The sequence below is a fragment of the Chitinibacter fontanus genome, assembly GCF_013423785.1.
GTDB lineage: Bacteria > Pseudomonadota > Gammaproteobacteria > Burkholderiales > Chitinibacteraceae > Chitinibacter > Chitinibacter fontanus.
Window position 1 is genome coordinate 3473822 of the sequence record NZ_CP058952.1, and the last position, 25788, is coordinate 3499609.

Annotated in this window: 23 protein-coding genes; 9 read left to right on the forward strand and 14 right to left on the reverse strand. The window is 51.1% G+C overall.

Annotation, left to right across the window (positions count from 1 at the left end; all coding sequences use genetic code 11):
- Positions 1-145 precede the first annotated feature (145 nt).
- On the reverse strand, positions 146-1138 hold the full coding sequence (locus HZU75_RS16455; RefSeq protein ID WP_228028114.1) for a LysR family transcriptional regulator: 993 nt from the start codon (positions 1136-1138) through the stop codon (positions 146-148).
- On the opposite strand from HZU75_RS16455, the gene HZU75_RS16460 reads away from it, so the two are divergent.
- From HZU75_RS16460 to HZU75_RS16475, 4 genes are read left to right on the forward strand one after another with little or no spacing between them, the layout of a single operon-like run.
- Positions 1137-2678, forward strand: coding sequence for an NADH-quinone oxidoreductase subunit L (locus tag HZU75_RS16460; protein WP_180307056.1), 1542 nt, complete (start codon positions 1137-1139; stop codon positions 2676-2678). The genes HZU75_RS16455 and HZU75_RS16460 overlap by 2 nt on opposite strands.
- Positions 2675-5122, forward strand: a complete 2448-nt coding sequence (locus HZU75_RS16465) for a YbcC family protein (protein ID WP_228028115.1) — start codon at positions 2675-2677, stop codon at positions 5120-5122. The genes HZU75_RS16460 and HZU75_RS16465 overlap by 4 nt, the downstream gene beginning before the upstream one ends.
- Positions 5110-6030, forward strand: a complete 921-nt coding sequence (gene cysD / locus HZU75_RS16470; RefSeq protein WP_180307057.1) for a sulfate adenylyltransferase subunit CysD — start codon at positions 5110-5112, stop codon at positions 6028-6030. Before HZU75_RS16465 ends, cysD begins: the two co-directional genes overlap by 13 nt.
- A 41-nt stretch (positions 6031-6071) precedes the next feature.
- A complete protein-coding gene (locus tag HZU75_RS16475; RefSeq protein WP_180307058.1) occupies positions 6072-6914 on the forward strand; it encodes a DUF6671 family protein in 843 nt (280 codons plus the stop codon).
- 227 nt (positions 6915-7141) lie between these two features.
- On the opposite strand, the gene HZU75_RS16480 is transcribed toward HZU75_RS16475, so the two are convergent.
- Positions 7142-8316 (reverse strand): IS3 family transposase gene (locus tag HZU75_RS16480; protein WP_373279616.1). Its coding sequence is split into 2 segments (ribosomal slippage): positions 7142-8049 and positions 8049-8316, totalling 1176 coding nucleotides; the frame shifts between segments, so codons are not numbered across the junction.
- 159 nt (positions 8317-8475) lie between these two features.
- Here HZU75_RS16480 and HZU75_RS16485 point away from each other — a divergent pair.
- The 4 genes from HZU75_RS16485 to HZU75_RS16500 all read left to right on the forward strand — a co-directional run bounded on the left by HZU75_RS16485 (position 8476) and on the right by HZU75_RS16500 (position 12675).
- Positions 8476-9150 (forward strand): amino acid ABC transporter permease, encoded by a 675-nt coding sequence (locus HZU75_RS16485; protein WP_180307059.1) that lies wholly within the window; start codon positions 8476-8478, stop codon positions 9148-9150.
- 11 nt (positions 9151-9161) lie between these two features.
- Entirely contained in the window at positions 9162-10295 is a 1134-nt protein-coding gene (locus tag HZU75_RS16490) for a trans-sulfuration enzyme family protein (protein WP_180307060.1), read from the forward strand.
- Positions 10296-10382: 87 nt separating this feature from the next.
- Complete coding sequence (locus HZU75_RS16495; RefSeq protein ID WP_180307061.1) at positions 10383-11516, forward strand: MalY/PatB family protein; 1134 nt, start codon at positions 10383-10385, stop codon at positions 11514-11516.
- Between the two features lie 268 nt (positions 11517-11784).
- Positions 11785-12675: a sensor domain-containing diguanylate cyclase gene (locus HZU75_RS16500; RefSeq protein ID WP_180307062.1), complete on the forward strand. Its 891-nt coding sequence runs from the start codon at positions 11785-11787 to the stop codon at positions 12673-12675.
- Positions 12676-12735: 60 nt separating this feature from the next.
- Here the strand turns inward: HZU75_RS16500 and HZU75_RS16505 are convergent, their stop codons facing one another.
- From HZU75_RS16505 to HZU75_RS16525, 5 genes are all read right to left on the reverse strand, one after another.
- On the reverse strand, positions 12736-13779 hold the full coding sequence (locus HZU75_RS16505) for a sulfate/molybdate ABC transporter ATP-binding protein (protein ID WP_180307063.1): 1044 nt from the start codon (positions 13777-13779) through the stop codon (positions 12736-12738).
- 3 nt (positions 13780-13782) lie between these two features.
- Entirely contained in the window at positions 13783-14658 is an 876-nt protein-coding gene (gene cysW, locus HZU75_RS16510) for a sulfate ABC transporter permease subunit CysW (protein ID WP_180307064.1), read from the reverse strand.
- Positions 14658-15491, reverse strand: coding sequence for a sulfate ABC transporter permease subunit CysT (gene cysT, locus HZU75_RS16515; protein WP_180307065.1), 834 nt, complete (start codon positions 15489-15491; stop codon positions 14658-14660). The genes cysW and cysT overlap by 1 nt, the downstream gene beginning before the upstream one ends.
- 86 nt (positions 15492-15577) lie before the next feature.
- Positions 15578-16588: a sulfate ABC transporter substrate-binding protein gene (locus HZU75_RS16520; RefSeq protein ID WP_180307066.1), complete on the reverse strand. Its 1011-nt coding sequence runs from the start codon at positions 16586-16588 to the stop codon at positions 15578-15580.
- A gap of 159 nt (positions 16589-16747) precedes the next feature.
- Positions 16748-17458: an oligogalacturonate-specific porin KdgM family protein gene (locus HZU75_RS16525; protein WP_180307067.1), complete on the reverse strand. Its 711-nt coding sequence runs from the start codon at positions 17456-17458 to the stop codon at positions 16748-16750.
- A 234-nt stretch (positions 17459-17692) separates the two neighbouring features.
- Here HZU75_RS16525 and HZU75_RS16530 point away from each other — a divergent pair, with 234 nt between their 5' ends.
- Positions 17693-18001 carry a DUF2325 domain-containing protein gene (locus HZU75_RS16530; RefSeq protein ID WP_180307068.1) on the forward strand — a complete coding sequence of 103 codons (309 nt, stop codon included), beginning with the start codon at positions 17693-17695 and terminating at the stop codon, positions 17999-18001.
- A gap of 57 nt (positions 18002-18058) precedes the next feature.
- Here HZU75_RS16530 and HZU75_RS16535 read toward each other — a convergent pair whose 3' ends face one another.
- From HZU75_RS16535 to HZU75_RS16565, 7 genes are all read right to left on the reverse strand, one after another.
- Positions 18059-19639 carry an ABC transporter substrate-binding protein gene (locus tag HZU75_RS16535; RefSeq protein ID WP_180307069.1) on the reverse strand — a complete coding sequence of 527 codons (1581 nt, stop codon included), beginning with the start codon at positions 19637-19639 and terminating at the stop codon, positions 18059-18061.
- A gap of 73 nt (positions 19640-19712) precedes the next feature.
- Positions 19713-20057 (reverse strand): hypothetical protein, encoded by a 345-nt coding sequence (locus HZU75_RS16540; protein ID WP_180307070.1) that lies wholly within the window; start codon positions 20055-20057, stop codon positions 19713-19715.
- A 48-nt stretch (positions 20058-20105) separates the two neighbouring features.
- The gene (locus HZU75_RS16545) at positions 20106-21899 is read right to left on the reverse strand and encodes a family 2A encapsulin nanocompartment cargo protein cysteine desulfurase (protein WP_180307071.1); all 1794 of its coding nucleotides are present in this window, start codon (positions 21897-21899) and stop codon (positions 20106-20108) included.
- Positions 21886-22797, reverse strand: a complete 912-nt coding sequence (locus HZU75_RS16550) for a family 2A encapsulin nanocompartment shell protein (RefSeq protein ID WP_180307072.1) — start codon at positions 22795-22797, stop codon at positions 21886-21888. Before HZU75_RS16550 ends, HZU75_RS16545 begins: the two co-directional genes overlap by 14 nt.
- 75 nt (positions 22798-22872) lie before the next feature.
- Entirely contained in the window at positions 22873-23841 is a 969-nt protein-coding gene (gene epsC, locus HZU75_RS16555; protein ID WP_180307073.1) for a serine O-acetyltransferase EpsC, read from the reverse strand.
- A gap of 299 nt (positions 23842-24140) precedes the next feature.
- The gene (locus HZU75_RS16560) at positions 24141-24746 is read right to left on the reverse strand and encodes an RBBP9/YdeN family alpha/beta hydrolase (RefSeq protein WP_180307074.1); all 606 of its coding nucleotides are present in this window, start codon (positions 24744-24746) and stop codon (positions 24141-24143) included.
- A gap of 9 nt (positions 24747-24755) precedes the next feature.
- The gene (locus HZU75_RS16565) at positions 24756-25568 is read right to left on the reverse strand and encodes an EAL domain-containing protein (RefSeq protein ID WP_180307075.1); all 813 of its coding nucleotides are present in this window, start codon (positions 25566-25568) and stop codon (positions 24756-24758) included.
- Between the last annotated feature and the right edge of the window lie 220 nt (positions 25569-25788).

The following is a 25788-nucleotide window of genomic DNA, read 5'->3' on the forward strand; positions in this document are numbered from 1 at the left end:
ACCCTTTTTGCACACTACCACCAAGTGCTCATCGCATTTTCAAAAAGGGTGCACTCAATTTGGATTGCTTGGAGATGTTGGAGTAAAAAATCAAGCGTCCGGTTGACGGCCAAAGCAATCGATCAAAGTCGGCCCCAAAAGTACTTTATCGATGAGTCTTCAATGCATCTAGCAATAAGTCCCCAACAATTTGATTTGGGAAATGTCTTTGAACAGTCACCGCGTAGAAATTCTCGTAAATATTAGGCAAAACTAGGTATCGTTTTAGTTTCCCAGATTGAAGCTCATCCTTGACCACCACCTCTGGTATGACTGCAATCGCATTACTGTCTCGAGTCAAAAGCCGCAGCATGGCCATGTCATCTGCTTCGGCCACGATTCTCGGTTTGAATTGGTGTAGTGCGCAAAAGCCGTCAAAAGCGGAGCGAATTGGGCTGTCCTCATCAGGCAAAATCCAGTTTTGCTGAGCATAATCGTGGGAAAAGGCGGGGGCTAGACCCAGGCCAGGGTGCCCAATGATGGCGACTGGCTGCCGAGCAAGTAGTTGGCAATGCCATAAGTTGTTATCATTGCCACCCACATCAATATTGCTCAATGCAATATCAAGTTGGTGGTTCGCTAGCTCTGTCAGTAGGCGAGCCTGACCTCGCGCATGCAAGGAGTATTTGATATTTGGCTGTTGAATTAATGGCTCGACAAAGCTCTCAATAAAGTTTCGCGACATGGTTGCTAACATACCAATTCTGACAGCCCGTTTTTCCGCTGGTTCACCGTGTTGCAATAGTGATTCTAGCTCTGACCCTTTGCGGAAAATCTCTTCAGCGTATGAAAAAGTCGTCTGCCCAATTTCTGTTAGCACCAGCTTTCGACCTTGGCGTAAGAATAATTGAACGCCCATCGTGTGCTCTAACTGTGAAATCTGTGAGGACAGCGCGGACTGAGATACATGCAGCTGCTCTGCAGCTTTGGTTAAATTTCCTAGCTTGGCGACATGCCAAAAATAAGCCAAATGATGGTAGTTAAGTCGACTCAAAACGTTCTCATTTATAAAACAATTTGTTAATTTTAATCTATTTTTATTAAAACAAAAGCCATGTGATACTCCTCGCATCATCAAAAACAACAAGGAGATCAACATGCAGCTAGGCACTTTATTGTCCTATTCTCTGCCTGCCGTGCTGGCACTACCCATGCTGGCAGCCGCTTGGAGTTGGCAATCCACACGCTGGGCATTTGCTCAATGTGCGATGGGAACTGCGACGCTCTTAGCCTTGTTATCGTGGCTGGTCGTGTTATTAAGTGGTGACTTTGCAAGTACTGCCGAGTGGTTAAACTCCGGAATACTTAACGTCACGATGCTCGGCTTGATCAGTTTCATAGCCTTTATCGTTCTCAATTATGCCAAAACCAATTTTGTCGCCGACAAGGATAACCAGCGCTTCTTACGCTGGTTTTTGCTGACCGTTTCGGCAGTCATGTTCACCGTCAGCAGCAATCACTTGCTGGTGTTTTTCGCGGCCTGGGTGGCCATTAGCCTGAGCATGCATCAGTTACTGATGTTTTACCCAGAGCGCAATCGCTCAGCACTGGCGGCGCATAAGAAATTCATCTTTGCGCGCTTAGCCGAGTTGTGCCTCGCAGCGGCGTTTTTCTTGCTGTATCAGCAGCACCAAACGTTAGTGATCACTGAGATTTTAAGCGCCTATCCAGCGGCTGAGCTGAACGCTCAGCAACAGCTAGCCGCCGTCTTGCTGGGCTTGGCAGCGTTGATCAAGTGCGCGCAATTGCCACTCCACGGTTGGCTGATTCAAATCGTCGAGTCGCCAACGCCTGTATCGGCGCTGATGCACGCTGGGATTATCAATTTGGGTGGTTTTTTACTGCTGTCTTTTGCGCCACTGTTTAGCCAAGCCCAGTTCGCACAATGGCTGGTCTTGGTAGTGGCTGGCTTGACCACCGTGATCGCGGCACTGGTGATGACAACACGGATTAGCATCAAGGTGCGTTTGGCGTGGTCTACCACAGCGCAAATGGGTTTGATGTTGGTTGAGTGCGCCTTGGGTTTATACGAGTTAGCACTGCTGCATTTGCTCGCTCACTCTTGCTACAAAGCGTATGCCTTTCTCAACTCAGGCCAAGCGGTTGATGAGTTTATGCAAAAGCAATACACCAACCCTCGTTTGGTAAGTGCAGCGAACTGGCTTTGGGCCGGCGCGGTGTCGGTGGGTTTCTTGCTCGTCATTGGCTTCACCGTCGGATTACCAGCGCCATACAGCCCATGGTTACTGATTGGTTTAGCGCTCACCTTTGTGCTGGCCAACCATTTGAATCAGCGCCAAAGCCTGTCGATCGCCAAAACGCTGGCCTTCAGTGCGGCACTTTTGGCGAGCTACTACCTATTAAAAACAGGCATGGGCTTACTGCTACCAAAAGTTGAGCACCACTACGTACTCGGTGCAGATCTGTGGATCGGCGTGCTCTTTGTTGCGCTGTTTATGTTGCAGTTGCTGTTGCAGTACCGCGCACAATCGCCAGCCATGCGCAAACTGTTTATCGCGCTCAATGCCGGATTTTATCTCGATGAATGGGCGACCCGCATCACCCACGCAATTTGGGCAGTACCACTACCGAAAAATGCAGTTCAAACCCGTTTGAGTCTGACCGAGGTGAAATCATGATCACGACTGTACACACACTCAACAACTCTGTAGCTCAAATCCGCGATGCCGCGTTGCTTGCTTGTGAACGTATCGCTCCCGCTTGGCCGCTAGATCAATCGATCGCAGTCAATCCATGGTGGAAAATGCGCGGCCAGCCGATGGACCAAGTCGCCGCAAATTTACAAGCCTTGGGCGGGGTGCATTTATTAATGCCCAAAGCCTACTACCTTGGGCAATGGCAAACCACCATCAAACCCGCGCATTTGCGCAAAGCCGCCGATGAATTGGGAGTCAATTCAACTGAACAGGCCTTAATCGATTTCCTCAAGGGCAAGGAAACTGACCGCCATTGGCTCAATGTATGCGACTTTCTTGATGCAGAGCCTGAGCACGCGCACAAAATGCCATGGCGTGACGAAATCGTGCAGCAAATCAGCCAATTCACCGCTCTTTACTTTCACTACCCAGCACAAATGCAGCGCAATGGTGCAGGCGAGCATGATTTGTACGCAGCATGGCTCGAGGTCGTGCGGCAAGATCGTGGGATCGAAGTTTTGATGGGTGAGGCGGGGCTGAGCGAGCACTTTAGGGCCTTGCCGGATCAGCCCGAACAGGTGTTGGCATTGATGCATCAAACCTTGTTTGCGGATGATAAACAGCACTCTGTGTTTGTCGATTACTGCTACGCCCTCTTGCTCGATGTACATGGCTGGGCATCGTGGCTGGCGTATGGCGCATGGCAAGACGCGTTTGCCAACAAGAACAACACCGGTTTGCTGCAATTATTAGCGATTCGGATGGCTTGGGATTGGGTGCTGTGGCAGCAAAACTTGGCGTCAAATCATATCCAGCGCGGCTTCGAGCGGCAAATAGTCCAATTTGCGACCCTAGAAAAAGATTGGCACGCGCAGCAGCAATTGCTCTGGGTATGGCAACGTGCGCTGGAATATAGCTATCAGCAACCGTTGCAAACTCAGTTACTGAATGCGACTGCGCCAGTGCAGACAGATTTAAAATTGGACCTTCAGCTGCAAGCGATTTTTTGCATCGATGTGCGCTCAGAGCCAATGCGTCGTGCGCTCGAGGCGCAAAGCGAAAACATCCAAACCATGGGCTTTGCCGGCTTTTTTGGCTTGCCGATTGAATACTCGGTCGCGGGAAGTCAGTACCAGCGGCCTCAGTTGCCAGGGCTACTCAAAGCCTCGATCCGCGCCGAGCAAGCCGGATCAAGCGCAGCGCAAAATGTAGTCGCAGCTCAATTAAACGGGCGAGTGGCGACGAAACAGGCTGAAGATGCGGCGTCGGCGACTTTTGGTCTGGTTGAAGCTAAGGGCTTGTACCGAGCTGTGAGCTTGGTCAAAAACACCTTCTTCCCGAGCAAAGCGGCACACAGCATTAACCAAATTGATCTAGACGGGCCATGGCAATTAAGCCGTGATGGTCAATTACTGAGCGATATTGAGCTGGCGGGTTTGGCCGCAGGCATTTTGCGGGCGATGGGCTTAACCATGCGCTTTGCCCCAGTCGTGTTACTGGTTGGCCATGGCAGTAGTTCGACCAATAATCCCCATGCTGCTGGTCTTGATTGCGGTGCTTGTGGCGGGCAAACGGGTGAAGTCAACGTAAAAGTACTGGCTCAAGTGCTCAACACGCCAGCGGTGCGCGCGGAATTAAACCTGCTCGGAATCGAAATCCCCGCGCAGACCCAGTTTGTCGCCGCGCTGCATAACACGACGACCGATCAAATCACGTGCTTTGGGGTTACAGGGCAAGCGGCATGGCAACAACAGCTGTCAGCGGCGACACAATACGCCCAGAAAGAACGCGCCCTGAGCGTGGGGATTGTGGCGCAAGATCCGGTTGAGTGGGCGCACTTGTTTGAACGCAAAACCCGCGATTGGGCACAAGTTCGCCCTGAATGGGGTTTGGCCAACAATGCGTCATTTATCGTGGCACCACGCGCTTTAACGCGTTCGCTCAATTTAGCAGGACGCAGCTTTTTGCATGATTACCATTGGCAGCACGATAGTGAATTTGGCGTACTCGAATTAATTATGACTGCGCCGATGGTCGTCACCAACTGGATCAATCTGCAGTACTACGCCTCAGTGACCGACAATTTGAAATACGGTAGTGGCAATAAATTGCTGCACAACGTGGTGGGTGGCAATTGCGGCGTATTTGAAGGCAATGGCGGCGATTTGCGTATTGGTTTGGCGATGCAATCAATTCACGACGGGCAAGACTGGCGCCATCATCCCTTGCGTCTCAGTGTGTACATCGCCGCGCCGCGTGAAGCGATGTCGGCGATCATCGCCAAGCACCAAGCCGTTGCAGATTTGATCAACAATCAATGGCTGTATCTGTTCCAGTGGGATGTGGAGCAGCAACAAATCTGGCAATACCGTGCAGGTCAATGGCAAGCGCTTGAGAGCGCAAAGGAGCTGCTATGCGCAGCTTAAGTAATTTGCAACAGCTTGAAGCTGAGGCGATTCACATTATGCGTGAAGTGGCTGCGAGCTTTGAAAAGCCGTGCATGTTTTACTCCATCGGCAAAGACTCAACTGTGATGCTGCACTTGGCGAAAAAGGCATTCGCACCCGGGCGGGTGCCTTTTACCCTGCTGCATATCGATACCACGTGGGAATTTGCCGAGATGGCCAAGTTTCGCGACGAATTAGTCGCCAAAAACCAGCTCGACCTTGAGGTTTACATTAACCAAGAGGCTTTGGCGCAAGGCGTGCATCCGGTTGAATCAGGCTCGGTCAAGTACAACGATTTGATGAAAACGCAAGCGCTTAAGCAAGCGCTCAAAATTCATCAATACGATGCCGCTTTAGGTGGTGCGCGGCGCGATGAAGAAAAATCTCGCGCCAAAGAGCGGATTTTTTCCGTGCGTGATGCGCATCAGGTGTGGGACCCGAAAAACCAGCGCCCGGAGTTATGGCAACTGTATAACTCGCAAATTAATCCGGGCGAATCAGTACGGGTTTTTCCTCTGTCGAATTGGACCGAAATCGACATCTGGCACTACATCCTGAAAGAAAACATTGAACTGGTTTCGCTGTACTTTGCCAAACCACGCATGACGTGGATTAGCGACGCGACGGGCCAACCTTTTATTCTGGATGATGATCGCATACGGCCGTATTTAAGCGAAACCGAGCGGCAGAGCTTGGCGCTGCGCTTGGTACGTTGCCGCACACTGGGTTGCTATCCGCAAACGGGGGCGGTGCTGAGCGCCGCGACCAAGGTCGAAGAAATCATCGCCGAATTGCTGCAAAGCAAATCCAGCGAGCGAGAAGGGCGCATGCTCGATAAAGATCAGGTGGGCTCGATGGAAAAGAAAAAACGCGAGGGCTATTTCTAAATGCCAATTGGTCAAGCTGTTTGGGGGCTATGAGTGTAGCAATGGCCAAGAGTCAATACGAAGGGCGGCTCGTCGTGGTGGCCAGCCGCCACGACAAGGCTGCGGCGATTGCGCGGCCGATGCACAAATTGCTAGGTGTCCAGCTTTGGAGCCCACCCGATCTGGATACCGATCAATTTGGCACCTTTAGTGGTGACGTGCCACGCCCCGGCACACCGATAGAAATGCTGCGCGCCAAAATTGCGCTCTGCCGTCGACTTTTTCCAAACCCGATTATGCTCGCCAGTGAAGGCGCATATAGCCAGCACCCCATCTTTCCCAGCTTAGGTTTGGCGCAGGAATGGATGATGTGGGACGACGCCGACAATGGCTTGGTGCTGATCGAGCATAAAACGCGCATCACCCCGTTTTACTACGCCACGCGCCTTGAATCGAGTGAGCAACTTGCGCCGCAATTAGAGCGCTGTGGTTGGCCGAAGCTGGCGGTAACCCTGCATGCCGCCGATTTGAATGTGCCAAGTTTTAAAGGCCTGCGCGCTACAGCTGAAATTGAACACGCGCTCGCGCATTTACAAGGCCTTGGCGCACAGCAAATTCAACTCGCCACCGATATGCGCGCGCATCTGCACCCTCCGCGCCAGCGCACGCTGCGGCATTTGGCGGCTAGATTAGCCCGCCGCGTGCGAACGGCTTGCCCGCAATGTCAGCAATTGGGATTTGGTGCGCGCTTTTGCGAGACAGGCCTAGCCTGCAGTGACTGCAATACCCCGAGCCAGCAACTCAAAATGCGCGGCGTGCGTTGCGAACACTGCGGCTATGGCCACGCTAGCTGGCAGGCCAGCGGCTACGCAGACCCGTACTACTGCACATATTGCAATCCCTAGCCAATCTGCAAACATGTTTTGAGGGTAGAAAATGAGAAATGCAGATCGATAACAAGCACTGTCTTGCTATATTTGAATCGCCCCATCACTCCTAGACACTTACACTTCGTGCGTGAGCATCCTGATCACTGCACGTAAATGATTACATAGTGGCTTATTACTAGTTCATTGAGACTCTAAGCGTCACATTGATGTCCACAGCCTTAATTGATAAACATGTGTAGTGGTCAACTAATTTTGGCCACATTGTTATAGCCAAGCCAATAACTGCGCTCAGCCTCGTTGGGCGGCAAACCACCGTTATGGTGGTGTGGCCTCAGCTGGCTGTAGTAGCCCAGCATGTAGTCCAATATTTCCCGCTCAGCTTGCACAAATGAGCTGTAGCCGACCTCTGGTACCCATTCCGTTTTTAAGCTTCGGAAGAAGCGTTCCATTGGGCTGTTATCCCAGCAGTTGCCGCGTCGGCTCATGCTTTGCTGAATCTGGCATCGCCATAATAATTGCCTGAACTTGATGCTGGTGTAATGGCTACCTTGGTCAGAATGGAACATGAGCCCTTTAGGCCGGCCTCGGGATTCAAACGCATGGCTGAGCGCTTTGCAGGTTAAATCGCTATCTGGCGAGAGCGACATCGCCCAGCCGATGGGTTTTCTGGCGAACAAATCCATCACCACCGCCAGATACGCCCACCGATTACCAAGCCAGATATAGGTCACATCGCCGCACCACACTTGGTTGGGTTCGACCACGGCAAACTGTCGTGCCAACACATTGGGCACTTCAATGTGCTCGCCCCCCGTCTTTTTGTACGCATGACTAGGCTGCTGGCAACTGCTAAACCCAAGCTGCTTCATGCACTTGGCCGCCAGATAACGACTCATCTGGACACCTTGTGCACTGGCCATAGTCGCAATGCTGCGCGAGCCCGCTGAGCCATTGCTGGCGTTAAACAACTCACGTACTTTGCTTAAGCGCTGTACCTGCTCTGGCCTAATTGGCTTAGTGTGCTTCCAGGCTTTAAAGCTGCTGCGATGGACTTCAAACGTACGACACAACTGTGCCACAGCGTAGCTCTGCTTGAGCTGAGCAATTATCGTGAATTGTTCAGCGAGTCCGACATCAAGAGAGCGGTAGCCTTTTTTAATATTTCTTTCTCAAGCTCGACCTGCTTGAGGCGCTTTTCTAATTCACGGATTCTGAGTTGGTCTGGCGTCATTGGCATCGCCTTGGGCATCACACCGGCGCGCTCTTCGCGCAATTGTCGTACCCATTTATCCATGGTCGATTTACCGACGTTCATTGCCTGAGCGGCTTGTCGAACGGAATAGCCTTTCTCGAGCACAAGCTGCGCGCATTCGAGGCGAAATTCAGGCGTGAATGTGGGTCTGGTTTTGTTGTTCATTGAGTCACCTAATTGCTTACGAGGTGCAGCATAGCACCTCTAATCAGGTGGCCAAATTCAGTGTGCCACTACATTTGCCGTCGCTAGTGTCTTGTATGTGGTCGTGATTATCGCGCTACAGCGAATTGGTCATCGGCTCGGGCAAGCGGGGTGGCCAACATGAACTGGACTGTCATTAGTGATAACTGGCTGTTTTTCTTGGTCGGTGCCTATCCGTATGGCCCACTGGGCGGTCTGCTGCTAACACTCTTGTTGGCAGTAGGGGCGGGTATTCTGGCTACCCTACTGGGTATAGGCTGGGGGCTATCTTTAACATTGACCTCTGGGCATATACATCGGCTCTTGCAGTCAGTTTGCGAGGTTTTACGCGCCATACCGGTGCTGCTACTGATGTTCTGGTGTTTTTTTCTATTGCCGATTGTGTTTGGAATCGATGTACCCGGGGTACTGACCGTGATCGCGGCGCTGGCCTTGGTGTCGGGAGCTTATCTGGCCTACGCCATGGCGGCGGGGATTGCGGCGGTTCCGGCCGGGCAATGGGAGGCTGCGCAGGCAAGTGGTTTAAGCCAGCGGCAAACTTTGCGCTGGGTCGTGTTGCCGCAAGCGTTACGAATAGTGCAGCCTTCGTTTGTAAACCAATGGGTCACTTTAGTGAAAGACACCTCGCTGGCGTATATTGTGGGCGTGGCGGAATTTACCTTTGTCGCCAATCAAGTTAATAGCCGCGAGCAAGTATATCCTCTTGAAGTATTCGGCTTTATCGCACTGGTTTATCTGCTGCTGTGCAGCGCCGTGCAAGCTCTGGGTCAGCGTTTGCTGGTCAAGCCCAGCTAGGAGATTAATGCATGCAATTAGCCACCCAATTTGCCCATGCTGGGCTACAAACCGACCCGCAAACCGGCGCAATTAGTACGCCGATTTATCAAACAGCCACTTTTGCGCATCCGGCTATTGGCCAAAGCACTGGCTTTGATTACAGCCGATCTGCAAATCCAACCCGCCTTGCGCTCGAACAAGCGATTGCGCGGGCTGAGGGCGGCAGCGCGGCGTTTGCTTTTGCCAGTGGTCTGGCCGCCTTATCGACCTTGTTTAGTTTATTTAGCCAAGGCGATCACCTAATCGTATCTGAGGGCTGTTATGGCGGCACTTACCGCTTGCTCGATCAAATCTTTGCGCGCTTTGGTATTTCGGTGACGTATGTGCCTGTATATGAGGCAGGGGCTTATGCTGCTGCCATTACCCCCCAAACCAAAGCCATTTTAATTGAATCGGTTTCCAATCCTTGCTTGCAAGTGCCCGACTTTGCCGCGCTGCTGGCCTTGAAACAGCAGCACGATCTGTTGCTCTTGGTCGATAACACGTTTTTAACGCCATATTGGTTTCGGCCGCTAGAGCAAGGCGCGGATGTGGTCATTCATTCGGCCTCGAAATTTATCGCCGGGCATAACGACACGATTGCTGGCTTGCTGGCCGTGCGTGAGCCAGAATTGGCCGCGCGCGTGGGCTATTTGCAAAATGCGATTGGCGCAACTTTGGGCGCGCAGGATGCATGGCTGACTATGCGCGGGATGAAAACGCTGGCTCTGCGGCTGGCTGCGCAGCAAGCTAATGCGCTGGCCATTGCGCAATTTTTGCAGCAGCAAACTGGGGTGCGCTACGTGTTGTTTCCCGGCTTGCCGAGCGATAGCCAGCATCAGAAAATTCAGCAGTTTTCGTCTGGCTTTGGCGCGGTGTTGTCATTTGCGGTTACTGATACCGCCTTAGTGGAGCAGATTATTTCCCGGCTGCAATTGATCTCATACGCCGAAAGTCTTGGTGGGGTAGAAAGCCTAATTACTGTGCCAGAAATTCAAACGCACGCCAATTTAAGCGTGGCCGAGCGCGAACGCTTGGGGGTCAGCGATACATTATTGCGCCTCTCGGTGGGGATTGAAGCACTCGATGATTTGCTGGCTGATTTGGCACAGGCACTGGCTTGAGCTTTAGCCTGATAGGCTGAGCGCGCTGCGCTGAGTAAATACAAATAGCAATAAAGTAGGCGCGATAGTGCCGAACAAGGAATGAGCATGAGTTTTGATAACATCATCGATCGCAGCGGCACAGCGAGTGTGAAGTGGGATAAATATCGCGGGCAGGATGTCTTGCCGCTGTGGGTGGCCGATATGGATTTTGCTGCGCCCGATTCCGTATTAGCCGCCTTGCATCAGCGTATTGATCACGGCGTACTGGGCTACACCAATCCACCAGATTCGCTGGTTGAGGCGGTACAGCAATATGCTCGTCGCCACTATCAGTGGGAGATTGCCGCCGACTGGATCGTTTGGCTGCCCGGCTTGGTACAGGGGCTCAATCTAGCGTGCCGAGCGGCAGGGCAGGCGGGGGACGCGGTGATTACTGCCACGCCGGTGTATCCGCCATTTTTGCGCGCCCCCAGTTTATCGAGCCGTGAGCTGATTACCGTGCCGTTGGTAGAGGGGCAGGATGGTCGCTGGGAATGGGACTTTGCCGCCTTTGAGGCGGCGATTACGCCGCAAACCAAACTGCTATTGCTGTGCCACCCGCATAATCCGGTGGGGCGGGCGTGGAACCGCGACGAGCTAAATACCCTGCTGGGTATTGCCCGCAAGCATAAGCTGATTGTTTGCTCGGACGAGATACACTGCGATTTACTGCTCGATGAGGGTTTGACCCATTTACCGTTTGCGGCACTCGATGCTGAGTTTGCCCAGCAAACAATCACGCTGTACGCGCCGTCAAAGACCTGGAATTTACCCGGCTTGGGCTGCGCCTTTGCCGTCATTCCCAATCCCGCGCTGCGAGCCCGATTCCGCCGTGAAATGGCCGGTCTAGTGCCTTCAGTTAATCTGCTCGGCTATATTGGTGCCGAAGCGGCATATCGCGATGAGAGTACTTGGCACGCCGAGCTAATCGCCACCTTGCGAATCAATCGCCAGTTACTCGCCGACGCCTTTGCTGGTTCGCGCTTACGAATCACCTTCCCTGAAGCCACCTACTTGGCATGGATCGATGCTCGCGATATCCATCCCACCAATCCCTTGCCGATCTTCGAGGCGCATGGCGTCGGTTTATCGGATGGTGCTGATTTTGGTTTTCCGGGTTGGGTTCGAATCAACTTTGGCTGCCCCAGCGCAACATTGCAGCAAGCGATGCAGCGCTTAACTCCATTGCTATCTAGGTAAGCTTGCATTAATATTATGGAAGCAATTGATATTTAAGCTAAATTTGAATTTCATGTCATTTTTTATTTTGTACTTGAATCTAGAAAAATGAGAATTGTTTTTAATATTAAGCAATTACTGAGTGTGTTTAGTCGTCGTTTTACTTAGGTGAAATTGATTCTTATTGCTACCACTTGTTTGAGCTACGACAAGAATTGCCTATTTCAAATTGCCAGAACTAGATCACGGGTCATGCTGAAGTAATCGCTTATCGGGCTGAGCCATCCTGATGGATATTTCATGCAGTCAAATTCTGGATGCATTGCAAGCACAGATAGCAGTGATTGATGCAAACGGGGCAATTTGCTACGTCAATCAGGCGTGGCGTGATTTCGCAAGCAGCAATGGCATGTCCGCAGATTATGAATGGGAAGGCAACAATTATTTGGCGGCCTGCAAAATCGGCAGCACTGATGAGGGTTTGCAAGCCGCCAATTTAATTGAGGACGTAATATCTGGGCTGCGTGATGAGGCCTATTTGGAATACCCCTGTCACAGCCCAACAATGCGGCGCTGGTTTATGATGCATGTAGCGATAATCCCATCCACACCGCTGTGCGTAATTTCTCATCACAATATTACTGATCGCAAATTAATCGAAGAAAAAGTAGAAGAGTTGTCACTGCACGACCCCTTAACAGGCTTGGGGAATCGGCGGCTTTTTCTGCAAGAATCGCATCGGCAGTGGCTTCACAACCAACGCTATCACACAGGCATGAGCGTGCTAATGATCGATATTGATCATTTCAAAATCTATAACGATTACTTCGGTCATTTGGCCGGAGATCAGTGCCTGATTGCAGTAGCAGACGTAATCCAGTCCAATGCTCATCGGCCGGATGATGTGGCAATTCGATTCGGTGGCGAGGAGTTTTTATTGCTGCTTGGACAAACTGATGCCCCCTCGGCGCTGCTTGTGGCTGAAAAAATTCAAGCGGGCATCATGGCCTTACCTTTGCACACGCCAGCGAATGGGCCGATCACCGTTAGCATTGGCATCGCCAGTGCCCGCCCAAGCTCACTCAGCGAAGCGAATCGGCTGGTCGATTTAGCCGACAAGCAGTTGTATTTGGCTAAAGAGTCGGGGCGCAATTGCTGCAAAATTACGCATCCAAGCTAGCGCTTCATTTTGAAAAACGGCAAAGCGCTGTGGCTTTGCCGTTGTGACTATGCCCAAAATTTAAACCGTAGCGTAAACCTTGGCTTCGCGAGGAATCAAATACACGGTCTCTGCCACTTGCCAAGCACCTTCTTGCTGACGCTCGCGGGTTAATTCCACTTCCACCACATCATGATCTGGCACTTCGACTTCGAGACGCACGGTGGCGCCAAGCAAGCGGATGTGAGTGATCGTGCCACTAATGGCACCTGGCGTGGCAATCCGGCTCAAGTCGATCTCATGCGGGCGCACATACACCGTGGCGTGTTCACTCGCCTCGCTGGCGGCAAACTTAGCGCTACCCACTTGCGCCCAGCCTTCGTGTACACGTGATTGGAATAGATTTACGTCGCCGAGGAACTGGTAAACAAACGGGCTGGCCGGTGTGTCATACACCTCGCTCGGAGAGCCAATTTGTTCGATCTGACCTTTGTTCATTACCACCACGCGGTCGGCGACCTCCAGTGCTTCTTCCTGGTCGTGCGTTACAAACACCGATGTCACATGAATTTCATCGTGCAAGCGACGCAGCCAGCGGCGCAATTCTTTACGCACTTTGGTATCAAGCGCACCAAATGGCTCATCGAGTAGCAGGACTTTAGGCTCAACCGCCAATGCGCGCGCCAAGGCAATGCGCTGACGTTGGCCGCCAGAGAGTTGCGCAGGGTAGCGATCAGCTAACCAGTCGAGCTGCACCAGTTGCAGCAAATCATGGACTTTGCGCTTGATTTCGGCATCCGATGGGCGGGTTGCTTTCGGACGAACTCGCAGGCCAAAGGCGACGTTTTCAAATACCGTCATATGGCGGAAGAGGGCATAGTGCTGAAATACAAAGCCCACTTGGCGTTCACGCACATGCCGCTCGGTAGTATCTTCACCATGAAACAGAATTTGCCCAGAATCCGGGGTTTCCAAGCCAGCAATCACACGCAGCAAGGATGTTTTACCGCAGCCTGATGGGCCGAGCAGTGCGACCAGTTCACCCGACTCTACATTCAGGCTCAGGTTATTCAGTGCTTTAAATTCGCCAAAGGTTTTGACGATATTACGAATTTCGATACTCATGGTTTATTCCTCAGTCGCATGTTTGCGATCTTCAATCGCTTGCTGTTCGGTGCGCCATTCCACATAGCTCTTCAAGGCCAGCGTCAATAAGGCCAGCAAGGCCAAAATCGAGGCGCAAGCAAAGGCGGCGACAAAGTTGTATTCGTTGTACAGAATCTCGACATGGAGCGGAATGGTATTGGTCAAGCCACGAATATGGCCGGAAACCACCGATACCGCACCAAACTCACCCATTGCACGGGCATTGGCCAAAATCACGCCATACAACAAGCCCCATTTAATGTTGGGCAAGGTTACATGCCAGAAGGTTTGCCAACCCGAAGCACCCAAGACCAGTGCAGCTTGCTCTTCATCAGAGCCTTGCGCTTCCATCAGCGGAATTAATTCGCGCGCCACAAAAGGGAAAGTGACAAAGATCGTAGCGAGCACAATGCCAGGTACGGCAAAAATGATTTTGATATCGTGATCAGCTAACCAAGCGCCCCACCAGCCATGTGCGCCAAACAGCAGCACATAGATCAAGCCTGCGACAACAGGGGAAACGGCAAATGGCAAATCGATCAGTGTTACTAAAATGCTTTTGCCCTTGAAATCAAACTTAGCAATCGCCCACGCTGCCGCAACACCAAACACCAAATTGAGAGGCAGTGAAATCACCGCCACGATCAAGGTCAACTTGATGGCAGATACGGCATCACTTTCAACCAAGGCCTCTTTATACAGTGACCAGCCCTGATGTAGCGCTTCGTAAAACACCGATAGTAAGGGCACAATTAGCAGCAAGCCGATTAACAGCAGAGCCACACCAGTCAGGCTATAGCGCACCCACGCAGACTCGGTGGTGACTACTTTATGATTTACATTCACGGCGCCGCTCATTATTTGCGTCTCCCAAGGCGTTTGGCCATCCACCATTGCAGGCCATTAATGAGTAGCAACAGGCCAAATGACACCACCAGCATCACTACTGCGATCGCGGTCGCGCCCATATAATCGTATTGCTCTAATTTGGAGATAATCATCAGTGGGGTAATTTCTGACTTAAACGGCATATTGCCAGCAATAAAAATTACCGAGCCAAACTCGCCAATCGCGCGCGCAAAAGCCAGCGTAAAGCCAGTGAGCAGCGCAGGAAAAATCGTCGGCAAGATGACCTTGCTAAAGATTTGCCAGCGCGTCGCACCCAAGCTAGAAGCTGCTTCTTCCAGCTCCTTCTCCATGTCTTCGAGTACCGGTTGCACGGTACGCACGACAAAGGGCAGCGTGATAAAGGTGAGTGCCAGCACAATGCCTAATGGGGTAAAAGCGACCTTAATGCCGATTTTTTCGAGTGGCTCACCCAGTACGCCATTGGGGGCATACAGCGTCGCCAACGCGATACCGGCCACGGCGGTGGGCAATGCAAATGGTAAATCTACCAGCGCATCAATAAAGCGTTTACCCGGAAACGGATAGCGCACTAACACCCAAGCAATCAGCAAGCCCACAAATAAGTTAATCAGCGCCGCAATCAGCGAAGCGCCAAAGGTGACTTTATACGTGGCAACAACCCGCGCTTCGGTCACGGTGGCCCAGAAACTGCTCCAATCTAGCCCCATCGTTTTGGCGAACAGAGCCGAGAGCGGTAGCAGCACAATCAGCGAGAGATAGAGCAGGCTATAGCCGAGGGCAAGATTAAAGCCCGGCAAGACACTGCTTTGTTTGAATTTCATTCCAGATACCTTGTGATATATATCGTCAGCAGGGTATTGCCTTCTAGGTCAATATTAATAATGGCTAGAAGGCAATACGTCGGCGCTTATTTCTTCTTAGCAATCTCAGCAGCGATTTGGTCGTAAATAGCACCATCATCAAAGAACTTCTTCTGCGCCGCTTTCAGGCCACCAAAATCATTCACGCCAAATAATTTAACGGCGGGAAATTGCTTGGCATACTTAGCTGTGACGGCAGTGTTGCGCGGGCGTAAGTAGTTTTGCGCAGCGATTTCCTGGCCTTGCTCGCTCCACAAGTAGTTGAGGTATTCAGTGGCGGCTTTGCGGCTGCCTTTTTTGTCGACTACTTTATCAACCACAGCGACGGGTAGGTCGGCATCGATGGATACGCTTGGGTAAATAACTTCAAAATTACCGCGGCCAAATTCACGTGCGATCATTTCAGCTTCGTTTTCAAACGTTACCAGCACGTCGCCAATCTGGCGCTGCATGAAGGTCGTCGTCGCTGCGCGACCACCGGCATCTAGCACCGGTACGTTGGCGAAAATGGCTTGGGTGAATTCGCGTGCTTTGGCCTCATTGCCGCCATTTTGTTTCAGTGCAGCGCCCCAAGCGGCTAGAAAGGTATAGCGACCATTACCGCTCGTTTTCGGATTTGGAACGATGACACCAACGTTAGGCTTGGTTAAATCGTTCCAATCTTTGATGCCTTTGGGGTTACCCTTGCGCACAATCAGCACTTGCAAGCTAGAAAAAGGCGCAGCTTCGTTGGGGAATTTTTTATCCCAGCCTGGGTTGATCTGCTTGCCTTTTTCCACGATGGCATCAATGTCGGTCGACATATTCATTGTTACCACATCGGCTTCCAGACCATCAATCACCGAGCGCGCCTGTTTGCTTGAGCCACCGTGCGATTGCTGAACAGTGACTTTATCGTTGAATTTTGCATCGTAATACTTTGCAAATGCGGGGTTGTAGTCTTTGTAAAAATCGCGCATTACGTCATAAGAGACATTGAGCAAGGTAGTTTCAGCCTGCGCTAGACTCGATAAACCACTGATTGCGACAGCAAGCGTGAGGGTACGGAAAAAGGCCATGGTCATATTCCTTGTTTTGGTATGGTTCAGACTGTAACAAGGAAGAATTAACGCAACAAAGAATATAAAATTATTTCTATATAGCTATTTTGTTTTGATGAAAAAGAAGCCCCTTGCAAGCAAGGGGCTAAAATTTCAAGCGCGTGATGTCTGCAAAGCTTAGAAATTAATTACCGTACCAACACGGATGCGCCAGTCATCTGTCAACTCTTTATTTTTCACCAGCGCATCAGGAATAAAACCAACCTCTACGAATGGCTTGAAGGTACTGTTGATCTTGTAGCTGGCACCAACATTGTGCTCGTAGTAGTTGCTGCCTTGGTCTGGATATTGGAAATCAGCCAGTTTGCGATCCCAGCGGAAGTTGTAGTAGGTGTCAATTTCGCTGTTGACTGATTTACGTAGCCACAACTCGGTACGGGTAGTGCTGTCGTTATCCAATTTTTTATTGATGTCTTTAGTTTCACGTTGCTTATATTCATAGCGGACACGACCATCAAGACGCCAAGTAGGAGCGAATGCCCAGTTTGCTTGCAAGCCAGCTTTCAGGTAATCACCTTTGGTTTTGGTGTGCTGAAATAAAGTGCTCGGTACAATGGTAACCGTATCATTTAATTTATATTTGTACCAAACAGCAAATTCTGTGTTGTCCCACAGCGCCTGATCAGCACCTTCGCCTGCTTTGCTAGTGTTATTCACTGTGTACTCAGCGCTGCCGCCAATGCCGTTGCTAGCTTCATGGCTTAGCAAAAAACGCGATTCGTATTTTTCACTTTCGGTTTTATACTGGCCGCGCACATCCAAGCTTAATGCGTGGGCGTTAAAAGCAAGTGCCGACAGCAGTGCAGTGAGCAGGTAGGTTTTTTTCATGTTCTATCCTCTGTAGGGTGCAGTAAATATATGACTGGGCTGCAACAGCCCTTGCATGGGATGAACTATATTGCAGTTTTGTTATATCCTCTAATACTTTAATATTATTTTAATATTCCATATTTACTCAGGCAACATATTCCTAAAAAGAATATAAAAATCATAAAATATAATTAATTGAAATATTAAGGGCGTGTTAGCCTAGCAATAAAACTTCACTCTCAGGGGTATCTTATGCAGGCATTGATTGTTGGCGCAGACCGTCTAGGCAGCATTCCGCTCACGTTAGCAGAATTCGGCATCACAATTGGACATCACCTCAGTGGTAGAAATCCATCACATCAGCGCAGCCCCAGCCATATTAACGGCATGGATGTGGTGATTCTGTTTACGGATTTCCTAAACCATAACGCGATGCGCAATTACCGTGATATTGCGCAGAAAAAAAATGTGCGTTTTGTTGCCTGCCGCCGCTCAACCTGCGACTTGACTCGATCGCTTGAAAAAATAGGGGCGGTAAAAATCAATCCCCGTCTACATTAGTAAGTGAGCTTCTCAAAATAAAAGCCCGGTTTTACCGGGCTTTTATTTTCTCTGCAGTTACTTGCTGCTAACGTTGAGCCAGTTCTGGCGGCCAAACGGGTTGACCACATAGCCACTGACTTTAGGAGTAGTAATGACTGAAGTGAGGGGATGCGCTAGCGGAATCCAAAGTGCTTGCTGGGCAATGAGCTGTTGCGCAGCTTGATATTGCTTGGTGCGGTCAGCTAAATTGGCGCTGGTTTTGCCTTTGCGAATTAGCTCGTCGAGCTTGGGTTGGCAAAAACGGGCAAAATTCAAGCCCGATTCGACCGAGGCGCAAGCAAACTGTGGCGTTAAGAAATTATCCGGGTCGCCATTGTCACCACTCCAGCCCATAAACAGGATGTCATGTTCGCCCGCTTTGGCGCGCTTGATTAACTCCCCCCATTCGATGGTTTTCAGCTCGGCACGAATGCCAATTTTTGCGAGATCCGCCTGCAGTAACTCGCCACCTAAACGCGGGTTGGGGTTGAGTGTACTACCCGCAGGGCGAATCCAGATCGTGGTGTCAAAACCATTTGGGAAACCGGCTTTGGTGAGCAGTTCTTTGGCCTTAGTAGGGTTGTAGCTATAGCTTTTATCGGCCAGATAACTCCAAGTGCTCGGAGGCAGGGGGCTGTTGGCCGCGGTGGCTGTGCCTTGAAATACTTGGCTTAGATAAGTTTTCTGATCAAAAGCCAGTTTGAGCGCTTGGCGAACTTCAACCCTATCAAATGGCTTGTGCTGGGTATTGAGCGCAACAAAAGCCGTGGCAAACATTGGTGTGCTGAGCACTTTCAGATTTTTATCTAGCTGAGCGGCGCTGATTTCCTGTGGTTTTGGCCCGAGTGCAATCTGACATTCACCCGCTTTGACTTTTTGCACCCGAACCACTGGGTCAGTGGTGATGGCGTAGATTAATTTATCGGATTTTGCTTTGCCGCCAAAGTAATTGGGGTGCGCATCGTAACGAATCACCGCATCTTTTTGGAAGCTGCGTAATATATATGGCCCGGTCCCGATTGGCTTGGTATTGAAATCGGCTTGCTGGTTACTGGCTTGTAGCTGTGCCGCATATTGAGCGGAGTAAATTGACGCAAAACCCATGCTTAGCAGCGGTAAAAAAGTTGCATCGGCTTGGTTTAGTACAAATTGTATAGTGTTGTTGTCTAGCTTTTTGATTTGGGCCACCAGCTTGGCTAGCCCGAACGATTGCGCATGCGGGTAACCATTGGGCGCGCTGCCATACCATGGATGATTAGGGTCGAGCATGCGCTGAAAGCTAAAGATTACATCATCCGCATTTAACGGACGTGTTGGCTGGAAATAATCAGTGCGTTGAAACGCCACATTGGGACGCAGCTTGAAGGTGTATTGCAAGCCATCAGCGCTAACTTGCCATTGTTGTGCCAAGCTAGGCACTAATTTACCGGTGCTGGCATCGTACTCGACCAAGCGGTTATATATAGTGTCTGCTGCTGCATTGGTATTGGTTAATGAGTTGTATTGAACTACGTCAAAGCCATCGGGGCTGGCTTCGGTGCAAACGGTTAAGGCTTTGCCATAAGAAATACCGCTAAGTAGTATGCTAGCCAAGGCCAAATTTAATCTGATGTTCATTGGTATACCCTCTAGTTAATATCATGTGTTGCGGGTTTGTTCTTCTTATTGTCGCCGATCGACAGTTGGCGCCCTAATGATGTTGCTGTTCTTCCGGTGCTAGTAGCGCATATCCGTATTTATTTAGTATTTCTTTGGCTTTAGCCAGTTGTTTATCGCTGCGCGAGACTTTGTGCTGTTTGCTGGCAGGTATATGTAAATCCAAGCCATATTGTTGCAACCAACTGCGGATTAAATAAATACTTTTCTCGCCTAAACCTGAGATATGTAGCAGATGGCGATAACTAATCGCAGCTACATCTTGGGGGGTAAAGGACTCGCGATCCAAGTGATTTTTTAATGCGTTGATCTGCCTGTTGGTGAGTGGCGCATAACAGCCATCAAAGTCAGTGGCTGCAGGACCTTGTTGCGTGCTCATCTTCATGCTCCATGAAAAACGCCCTCCGCTGGTGCGGAGGGCGTGATTTTAGAGTGCGTTTTTGCTACTTTTGATCTTCAAGAGCGCCGTTGCCAGCGCGTCCAGATCGCTGCAGGTGTTATAAAACGCCAGCGAAGGACGTACCGTCGCTTCCAGACCAAAACGGCGCAAGATCGGCTGTGCGCAATGATGGCCCGAGCGCACTGCAATACCTTCCTGATTAAGCAAAGCGCCAACCTTGGTAGTCTCGAAACCATCCAGTACGAATGACAACACGCCGGCTTTTTCCTGTGCCGTGCCAATAATGCGCAGGCCAGGAATATTGCTGAGCAAACGTGTGCCATAGACCAGAAGCTGATGCTCGTAAGCCGCAATATTGTCGATGCCGATACGCTGCACGTAATCAAGTGCAGCTCCGAGGCCTACTGCATCAGCGATATTGCCGGTACCCGCTTCAAAGCGGAACGGCGCAGCGTGAAAACGAGTGTTTTCAAACGTGACGTCCTCGATCATATTGCCGCCGCCTTGCCATGGTGGCGTTTCGTTTAGCAAAGCTTCTTTGCCATACAGCACACCAATGCCCGTCGGCCCGAATACCTTGTGGCCTGAAAACACAAACCAGTCGCAATCGAGTGCTTGTACATCAGCACGCAGATGCGACACCGATTGCGCGCCATCGAGCAGCACTTTCGCACCGGCTTGATGTGCCAGCTCGATAATCCGCTTGGCTGGCGTAATTGTGCCCAAGGCATTAGATACCTGAGTGAATGACACCAGCTTGGTGCGCGGGCTGAGCAATTTGGCATATTCGTCGAGCAACAATTCACCGTTGTCATTGACCGGAATCACCCGCAATACCGCCCCAGTTTTCGCAACGAGTTGCTGCCATGGCACGATATTCGCGTGATGCTCCAGCCAGCTAATGATGATCTCATCACCTTTGCCGATATTGGCTTCGCCCCACGACTTGGCGACCAGATTGATCGCCTCGGTCGTACCACGCACAAACACGATTTCATTCGTCGACTTAGCATTTAAAAAGCGCCGTACCGATTCGCGCGCGCCCTCATAGGCATCAGTCGAACGTGCTGCCAGCTCATGCGCTGCGCGGTGAATGTTTGAGTTTTCGTGCTCGTAAAAGTGGCTAATCCGGTCGATCACCGCTTGTGGCTTTTGCGTGGTCGCTGCGTTATCGAGCCAGATCAGTTGCTTGCCGCCGCTAACCCGCTCACGCAAGATCGGAAAATCCTTGCGCAACAAATGTGGGTCTAACGGTGGCCGAGCAATACTGGACAAGCCTTGCTGTGGCTGGCCGTGACGCGCTTGAAACGGATCGGCATGCAAACCAGGCACTTGAATGCCGGCAGGGCCGGCTGGCTGGGCGTAATCGAGGAAATAAAAACTCGATCCAAAGCTGCTAGGCACTGCGGCCTGCCCATGCTCTGCCGCGCTGATCGGGCTAGCGCCTAAACGCGGTGCCAATAATTGGCGCAGTTGAGCTTCATCGGGCAAACCGAAATCCGCTGGGTTAACGCCGCTGCTGTGCAAGCTCGATTGTTTTGCGTGCAAATTTAACGCATCACTGCTGTACGGGCTGTCGAGCCGTTGCTCAGGCACACTCAGTGGTGGTGGTGTCGTAATCGCTGGCGTAGCCGAGGCTACGGCCGGATTAAAGCCTGCGCGATCACCACCCTGAGGCAAGCTGCCCAGTTGGTTGACGCCCACGCTTTGCCCCGGTACAGCACTGAATAGCTCATTGGCCAATTGCTCCAGCCACGGCGTCAGATTGCTCACATCACTGAGATCGCCCACATTGGATGGATGAAGCTCACTTGTACTCATGGTATTTACCGATTTCTACGTCTTCGAGCACTGCAATCGCGTCATCGGTCAGCACGGCCAACGAGCAATACAGTGATACCAAGTATGAGGCGATAGCCTTGTGGTTAATGCCCATAAAGCGCACCGACAAACCTGGGCTTTGCTGGCCTGGCAAGTCCGGCTGATACAGACCCACCACGCCCTGACGGCTTTCACCAGTGCGAATCAACAAGATTTTCGATTTGCCGTTTTCGATTGGCAACTTGTCAGACGGGAATAGGGGTATGCCGCGCCAAGTCAGGAATTGCGAGCCGAACAGCGATACAGTCGGTGGGGGTACCCCACGGCGCGTGCACTCACGACCAAAGGCGGCAATGGCCAAAGGGTGCAGCAGGAAGAAGCCTGGCTCTTTCCATACCTTTGAAATCAGCTCGTCCAGATCATCTGGCGTTGGCGCGCCAGTACGCGTTTTAATGCGCTGGCTTGGCGCGATGCTGTGCAAGAGGCCGTATTCTTTATTGTTAATCAGCTCGCTCTCTTGGCGCTCTTTCACAGTTTCAATGGTCAAACGAAGCTGTTCGCTGATCTGGTTGTACGGCTTGCTGTACAGATCAGAAACGCGGGTATGTACATCTAGCACCGTATTCACTGCGGACAGCAAATACTCGCGTGGATTTTCGATGTAATCGACGAAAGTATTTGGCAATACGCGCTCATCACGTGCCGAGCAATCCACTTCAACGCTGCTGGCGTCTTTTACTTTGTTAACGCGGTAAATACCCGCTTCCACCGGCACCCAGTTCAGCAGGTGGGTCAGCCAGCGTGGGGTGATCGATGTAAGCTGTGGTACGGTGCGAGTCGCAATGGCAAGCTGCCGTGCGGCTACATCACCTAAGGCCGTTTGATGTTCGGTGGTCATGACTTAATGCTCCTTTGAGCGAGTGAAAAATATAATACTGAGTATGCTTTTTGCAACGCGGCCTGCAGCCAAGCCTTAGCTATTGCGATTACTGGCTTGTGAAATATGGCTGTGTGCTGGCACCGATTGAGTTAGCCAAACATTGCCGCCGATGACCGAGCCTTTGCCGATAGTGATACGACCTAAAATCGTCGCGCCGGCATAAATCACCACATCGTCTTCAACAATCGGATGGCGGGCATTGCCTTTGATTAAGTGACCGTTTTCATCGGCAGGGAAGCTTTTCGATCCCAAAGTCACAGCCTGATAGATGCGAACCCGTTCACCAATAATGCTAGTTTCGCCAATCACAACGCCGCTGCCATGGTCGATAAAAAATTCGCTACCGATGCGGGCACCGGGGTGAATATCAATGCCGGTGGTGGCATAGGCCAGATTGGAAATAATCCGCGCCAAAAATGGTGCCCCTAGCAAATACAGGGTGTGCGCAAGGCGATAGCTTAAGATGGCGCGAAATCCGGGGTAGCACAGCAAAATTTCAGAAATGCTATTGGCCGCTGGGTCGCCTTGCTGAGCAGCATATAAGTCCCCGACCAGAAATGCGCGGATATCCGGTAGCTGGCTGGCAAAACTTTGGGTAATGCCATCGGCAATTTGCTTTAAATTGTGGTCAAAGGTTTTACTACGCTCCGCACTAAACAACAGGCTGCGGCGAATCTGTTCGGCTAATTGCGTCAGGCATGCATGCAAGGTGCTGCCAACAAAATGATCGATGCTTTCGTCATTCAGATCCGGCCGACCATAGTGAGTAGGGAACAGGGCCGCCGCCAGTCCATCTAGGATTTGCTGCATGACTTCCCGTGATGGCAGTTCGCGCACTCGACCCTGGTAACGGATTTTTTTGGTGTGCTCGCGCGATTGGCGTAAACCACTCACCACTTCGGCTAAGCCCCAGTGTTTGTCGCTATTACCGTCATCATTAGGCAGAAATGCCTCGCGGTTTTGCGTGCTAAAAGCATCCGGAATAATGAGTTTGGCATTCATATTCGGGCTCCTGATCAGTAAATAGATATGCATCACGCAGTATCAGGCTGGCTTTATCTACTAAAAAATCAGGATTTGTCTGATCGTAAAGCCAAGGGATGTGCGTAAGTTGGTGTCGACTAGCTTGCTATAACAATAAGCCGATCACATCGGGAGCAATTATGTGGCTTAGCAATAAATAATCAAAAGAACTTTTGATCATTTACTATATTTCCAAATTGAATAATAAGCATACAGAAAGGAAGTGGTGGCTAGCCCATCTGGGCATGAACAGCCCAGATGGGGTGTACAAGAGGAGCTTAGCTAAAGTCGAGCTCTAGATTTAATTCCAGCTCTAGGGTTTTGGAGATTAAGGCCGATAAATACGCCAAACCTTCGGGCCATTCCCCGTGGCCTGAGTCAATATTGATATGCCCGCCGTTTTCGACCCAGTGCAATTTGCTGCGCCAAATTTGTGCCAACTGCGTTGCCCGATCAACACTGCAGCTCGGGTCGTTGTCACTCGCAATTACCCAGCTAGGAAATGGCAAGGCAATTGATGGTAGTGGCATAAAGCCTTGGAACTCATCGGGGGCTTCAGGGCGCATTACATCGGCCGGCGCAACCAATAGCACAGCCTGAACGGGGCTATTAGCACCATACAGAGCAGCCCAGTGAGCCAAGGTGGCGCAAGCCAAACTATGCGCAACAATGATAACGGGTGCGTAGCTCGATTGAATGGTTTGCTCAAACCGGCGCACCCAGTCAGCAGCTTTAGGGTGGAGCCAATCGTCTTGCTCTATTCGCTCAAAGCGCGGAAATTGTTGCTGCCATTCGCTTTGCCAGTGCCCGGCAGGCGAATTATTCCAGCCCGGTGCAATTAAAATGCGCTTACCCGCATTGAGCCATGATTCAATTGTGTGCATTTTTTCTCTCTAGACTGGGCGGTAACTGGGGTGGCCCAGGAAAAATCCCTGCAAGCCATCGACGCCACTATCAAGGGCGATGTCTTTTTCGCGCTGCGTTTCTACACCTTCTGCGATAACTTGGCTGCCAGCGTCATGCAATAAGGAGACCAACTTTGAATAACCTAACCGAGCTTTATCCTGCTCGCCTGCCAGCCGTAAAATATGCCGGTCGAGCTTGACGAAATCTGGCTCGAGCAACCAGAGCCGATCTAGATTCGCCATGCCGTGACCAAAGTCATCCAGCGCAATTCGGTATCCTTTGGCGCGATAGTTTTTAACCGCGCGACTAATCGCGGTGGCATCAATGGCGACAGCTTCGTTTTCAAGTAACTCGAGTACAACCTGATTGGGTCCAAAGCCGAGGCTATTGAGAATTTGCTCAAAGTACGCGCCGTGATCGCTGATCTCGACCAGTAATTCTGGATGCACATTCAGAAACAGCAGCCGGTTGGATGCCGCATAACTACCGTAATTCATGACATGCAGAGTACGGCACAGGCGATCAAATGCGACTAATTTATGACCCTGCCGAGCCGCAGCAAACGCTTGAGGCGGAGAGATAGCCTTATCCCGCACCGACGCGCGCAGCAGCGCCTCATCGGCAAAGTGGTGATTACTGCGATCGACTATCGGCTGAAAAGCGGAGGCTAGGGTTGAGCCAAGCGCCTTGACTAGAATGCCACGCAGGGAGTCCACCTGAAATAAACTCTCAGGCCAATCACGGGCAATTTCAGGAGGTACTGGAAGGCGTTCGGTAGGGTGTAACTGGGGCCAATTCATGGCAACTCCTTCGCATGGCGCGCCCAAGGATCACTGTGGCCGCCGTGGTGCTCAAGTTGAGCATTTTGCAGAGGGGTATATTGTCTAAAGCAAGATGATATTTTGGGTTTAGGCAGATACCGTGGCGAGTATAATAGGCTCGAGCAGGTCGAGCCTACACGCGGAAGGGTTGCCGCCGATCGCACCACTGAGATGACGCTTCGTACGGCCCCCTCACAAG

Excerpts from the sequence above, each read along its gene's own strand:
- HZU75_RS16460 (WP_180307056.1), top strand. The coding sequence starts at position 1,137 with ATGCAGCTAGGCACTTTATTGTCCTATTCTCTGCCTGCCGTGCTGGCA.
- HZU75_RS16455 (WP_228028114.1), bottom strand. The coding sequence starts at position 1,138 with ATGTTGATCTCCTTGTTGTTTTTGATGATGCGAGGAGTATCACATGGC.
- HZU75_RS16465 (WP_228028115.1), top strand. The coding sequence starts at position 2,675 with ATGATCACGACTGTACACACACTCAACAACTCTGTAGCTCAAATCCGC.
- cysD (WP_180307057.1), top strand. The coding sequence starts at position 5,110 with ATGCGCAGCTTAAGTAATTTGCAACAGCTTGAAGCTGAGGCGATTCAC.
- HZU75_RS16475 (WP_180307058.1), top strand. The coding sequence starts at position 6,072 with ATGGCCAAGAGTCAATACGAAGGGCGGCTCGTCGTGGTGGCCAGCCGC.
- HZU75_RS16485 (WP_180307059.1), top strand. The coding sequence starts at position 8,476 with ATGAACTGGACTGTCATTAGTGATAACTGGCTGTTTTTCTTGGTCGGT.
- HZU75_RS16490 (WP_180307060.1), top strand. The coding sequence starts at position 9,162 with ATGCAATTAGCCACCCAATTTGCCCATGCTGGGCTACAAACCGACCCG.
- HZU75_RS16495 (WP_180307061.1), top strand. The coding sequence starts at position 10,383 with ATGAGTTTTGATAACATCATCGATCGCAGCGGCACAGCGAGTGTGAAG.
- HZU75_RS16500 (WP_180307062.1), top strand. The coding sequence starts at position 11,785 with ATGGATATTTCATGCAGTCAAATTCTGGATGCATTGCAAGCACAGATA.
- HZU75_RS16505 (WP_180307063.1), bottom strand. The coding sequence starts at position 13,779 with ATGAGTATCGAAATTCGTAATATCGTCAAAACCTTTGGCGAATTTAAA.
- cysW (WP_180307064.1), bottom strand. The coding sequence starts at position 14,658 with ATGAGCGGCGCCGTGAATGTAAATCATAAAGTAGTCACCACCGAGTCT.
- cysT (WP_180307065.1), bottom strand. The coding sequence starts at position 15,491 with ATGAAATTCAAACAAAGCAGTGTCTTGCCGGGCTTTAATCTTGCCCTC.
- HZU75_RS16520 (WP_180307066.1), bottom strand. The coding sequence starts at position 16,588 with ATGGCCTTTTTCCGTACCCTCACGCTTGCTGTCGCAATCAGTGGTTTA.
- HZU75_RS16525 (WP_180307067.1), bottom strand. The coding sequence starts at position 17,458 with ATGAAAAAAACCTACCTGCTCACTGCACTGCTGTCGGCACTTGCTTTT.
- HZU75_RS16530 (WP_180307068.1), top strand. The coding sequence starts at position 17,693 with ATGCAGGCATTGATTGTTGGCGCAGACCGTCTAGGCAGCATTCCGCTC.
- HZU75_RS16535 (WP_180307069.1), bottom strand. The coding sequence starts at position 19,639 with ATGAACATCAGATTAAATTTGGCCTTGGCTAGCATACTACTTAGCGGT.
- HZU75_RS16540 (WP_180307070.1), bottom strand. The coding sequence starts at position 20,057 with ATGAGCACGCAACAAGGTCCTGCAGCCACTGACTTTGATGGCTGTTAT.
- HZU75_RS16545 (WP_180307071.1), bottom strand. The coding sequence starts at position 21,899 with ATGAGTACAAGTGAGCTTCATCCATCCAATGTGGGCGATCTCAGTGAT.
- HZU75_RS16550 (WP_180307072.1), bottom strand. The coding sequence starts at position 22,797 with ATGACCACCGAACATCAAACGGCCTTAGGTGATGTAGCCGCACGGCAG.
- epsC (WP_180307073.1), bottom strand. The coding sequence starts at position 23,841 with ATGAATGCCAAACTCATTATTCCGGATGCTTTTAGCACGCAAAACCGC.
- HZU75_RS16560 (WP_180307074.1), bottom strand. The coding sequence starts at position 24,746 with ATGCACACAATTGAATCATGGCTCAATGCGGGTAAGCGCATTTTAATT.
- HZU75_RS16565 (WP_180307075.1), bottom strand. The coding sequence starts at position 25,568 with ATGAATTGGCCCCAGTTACACCCTACCGAACGCCTTCCAGTACCTCCT.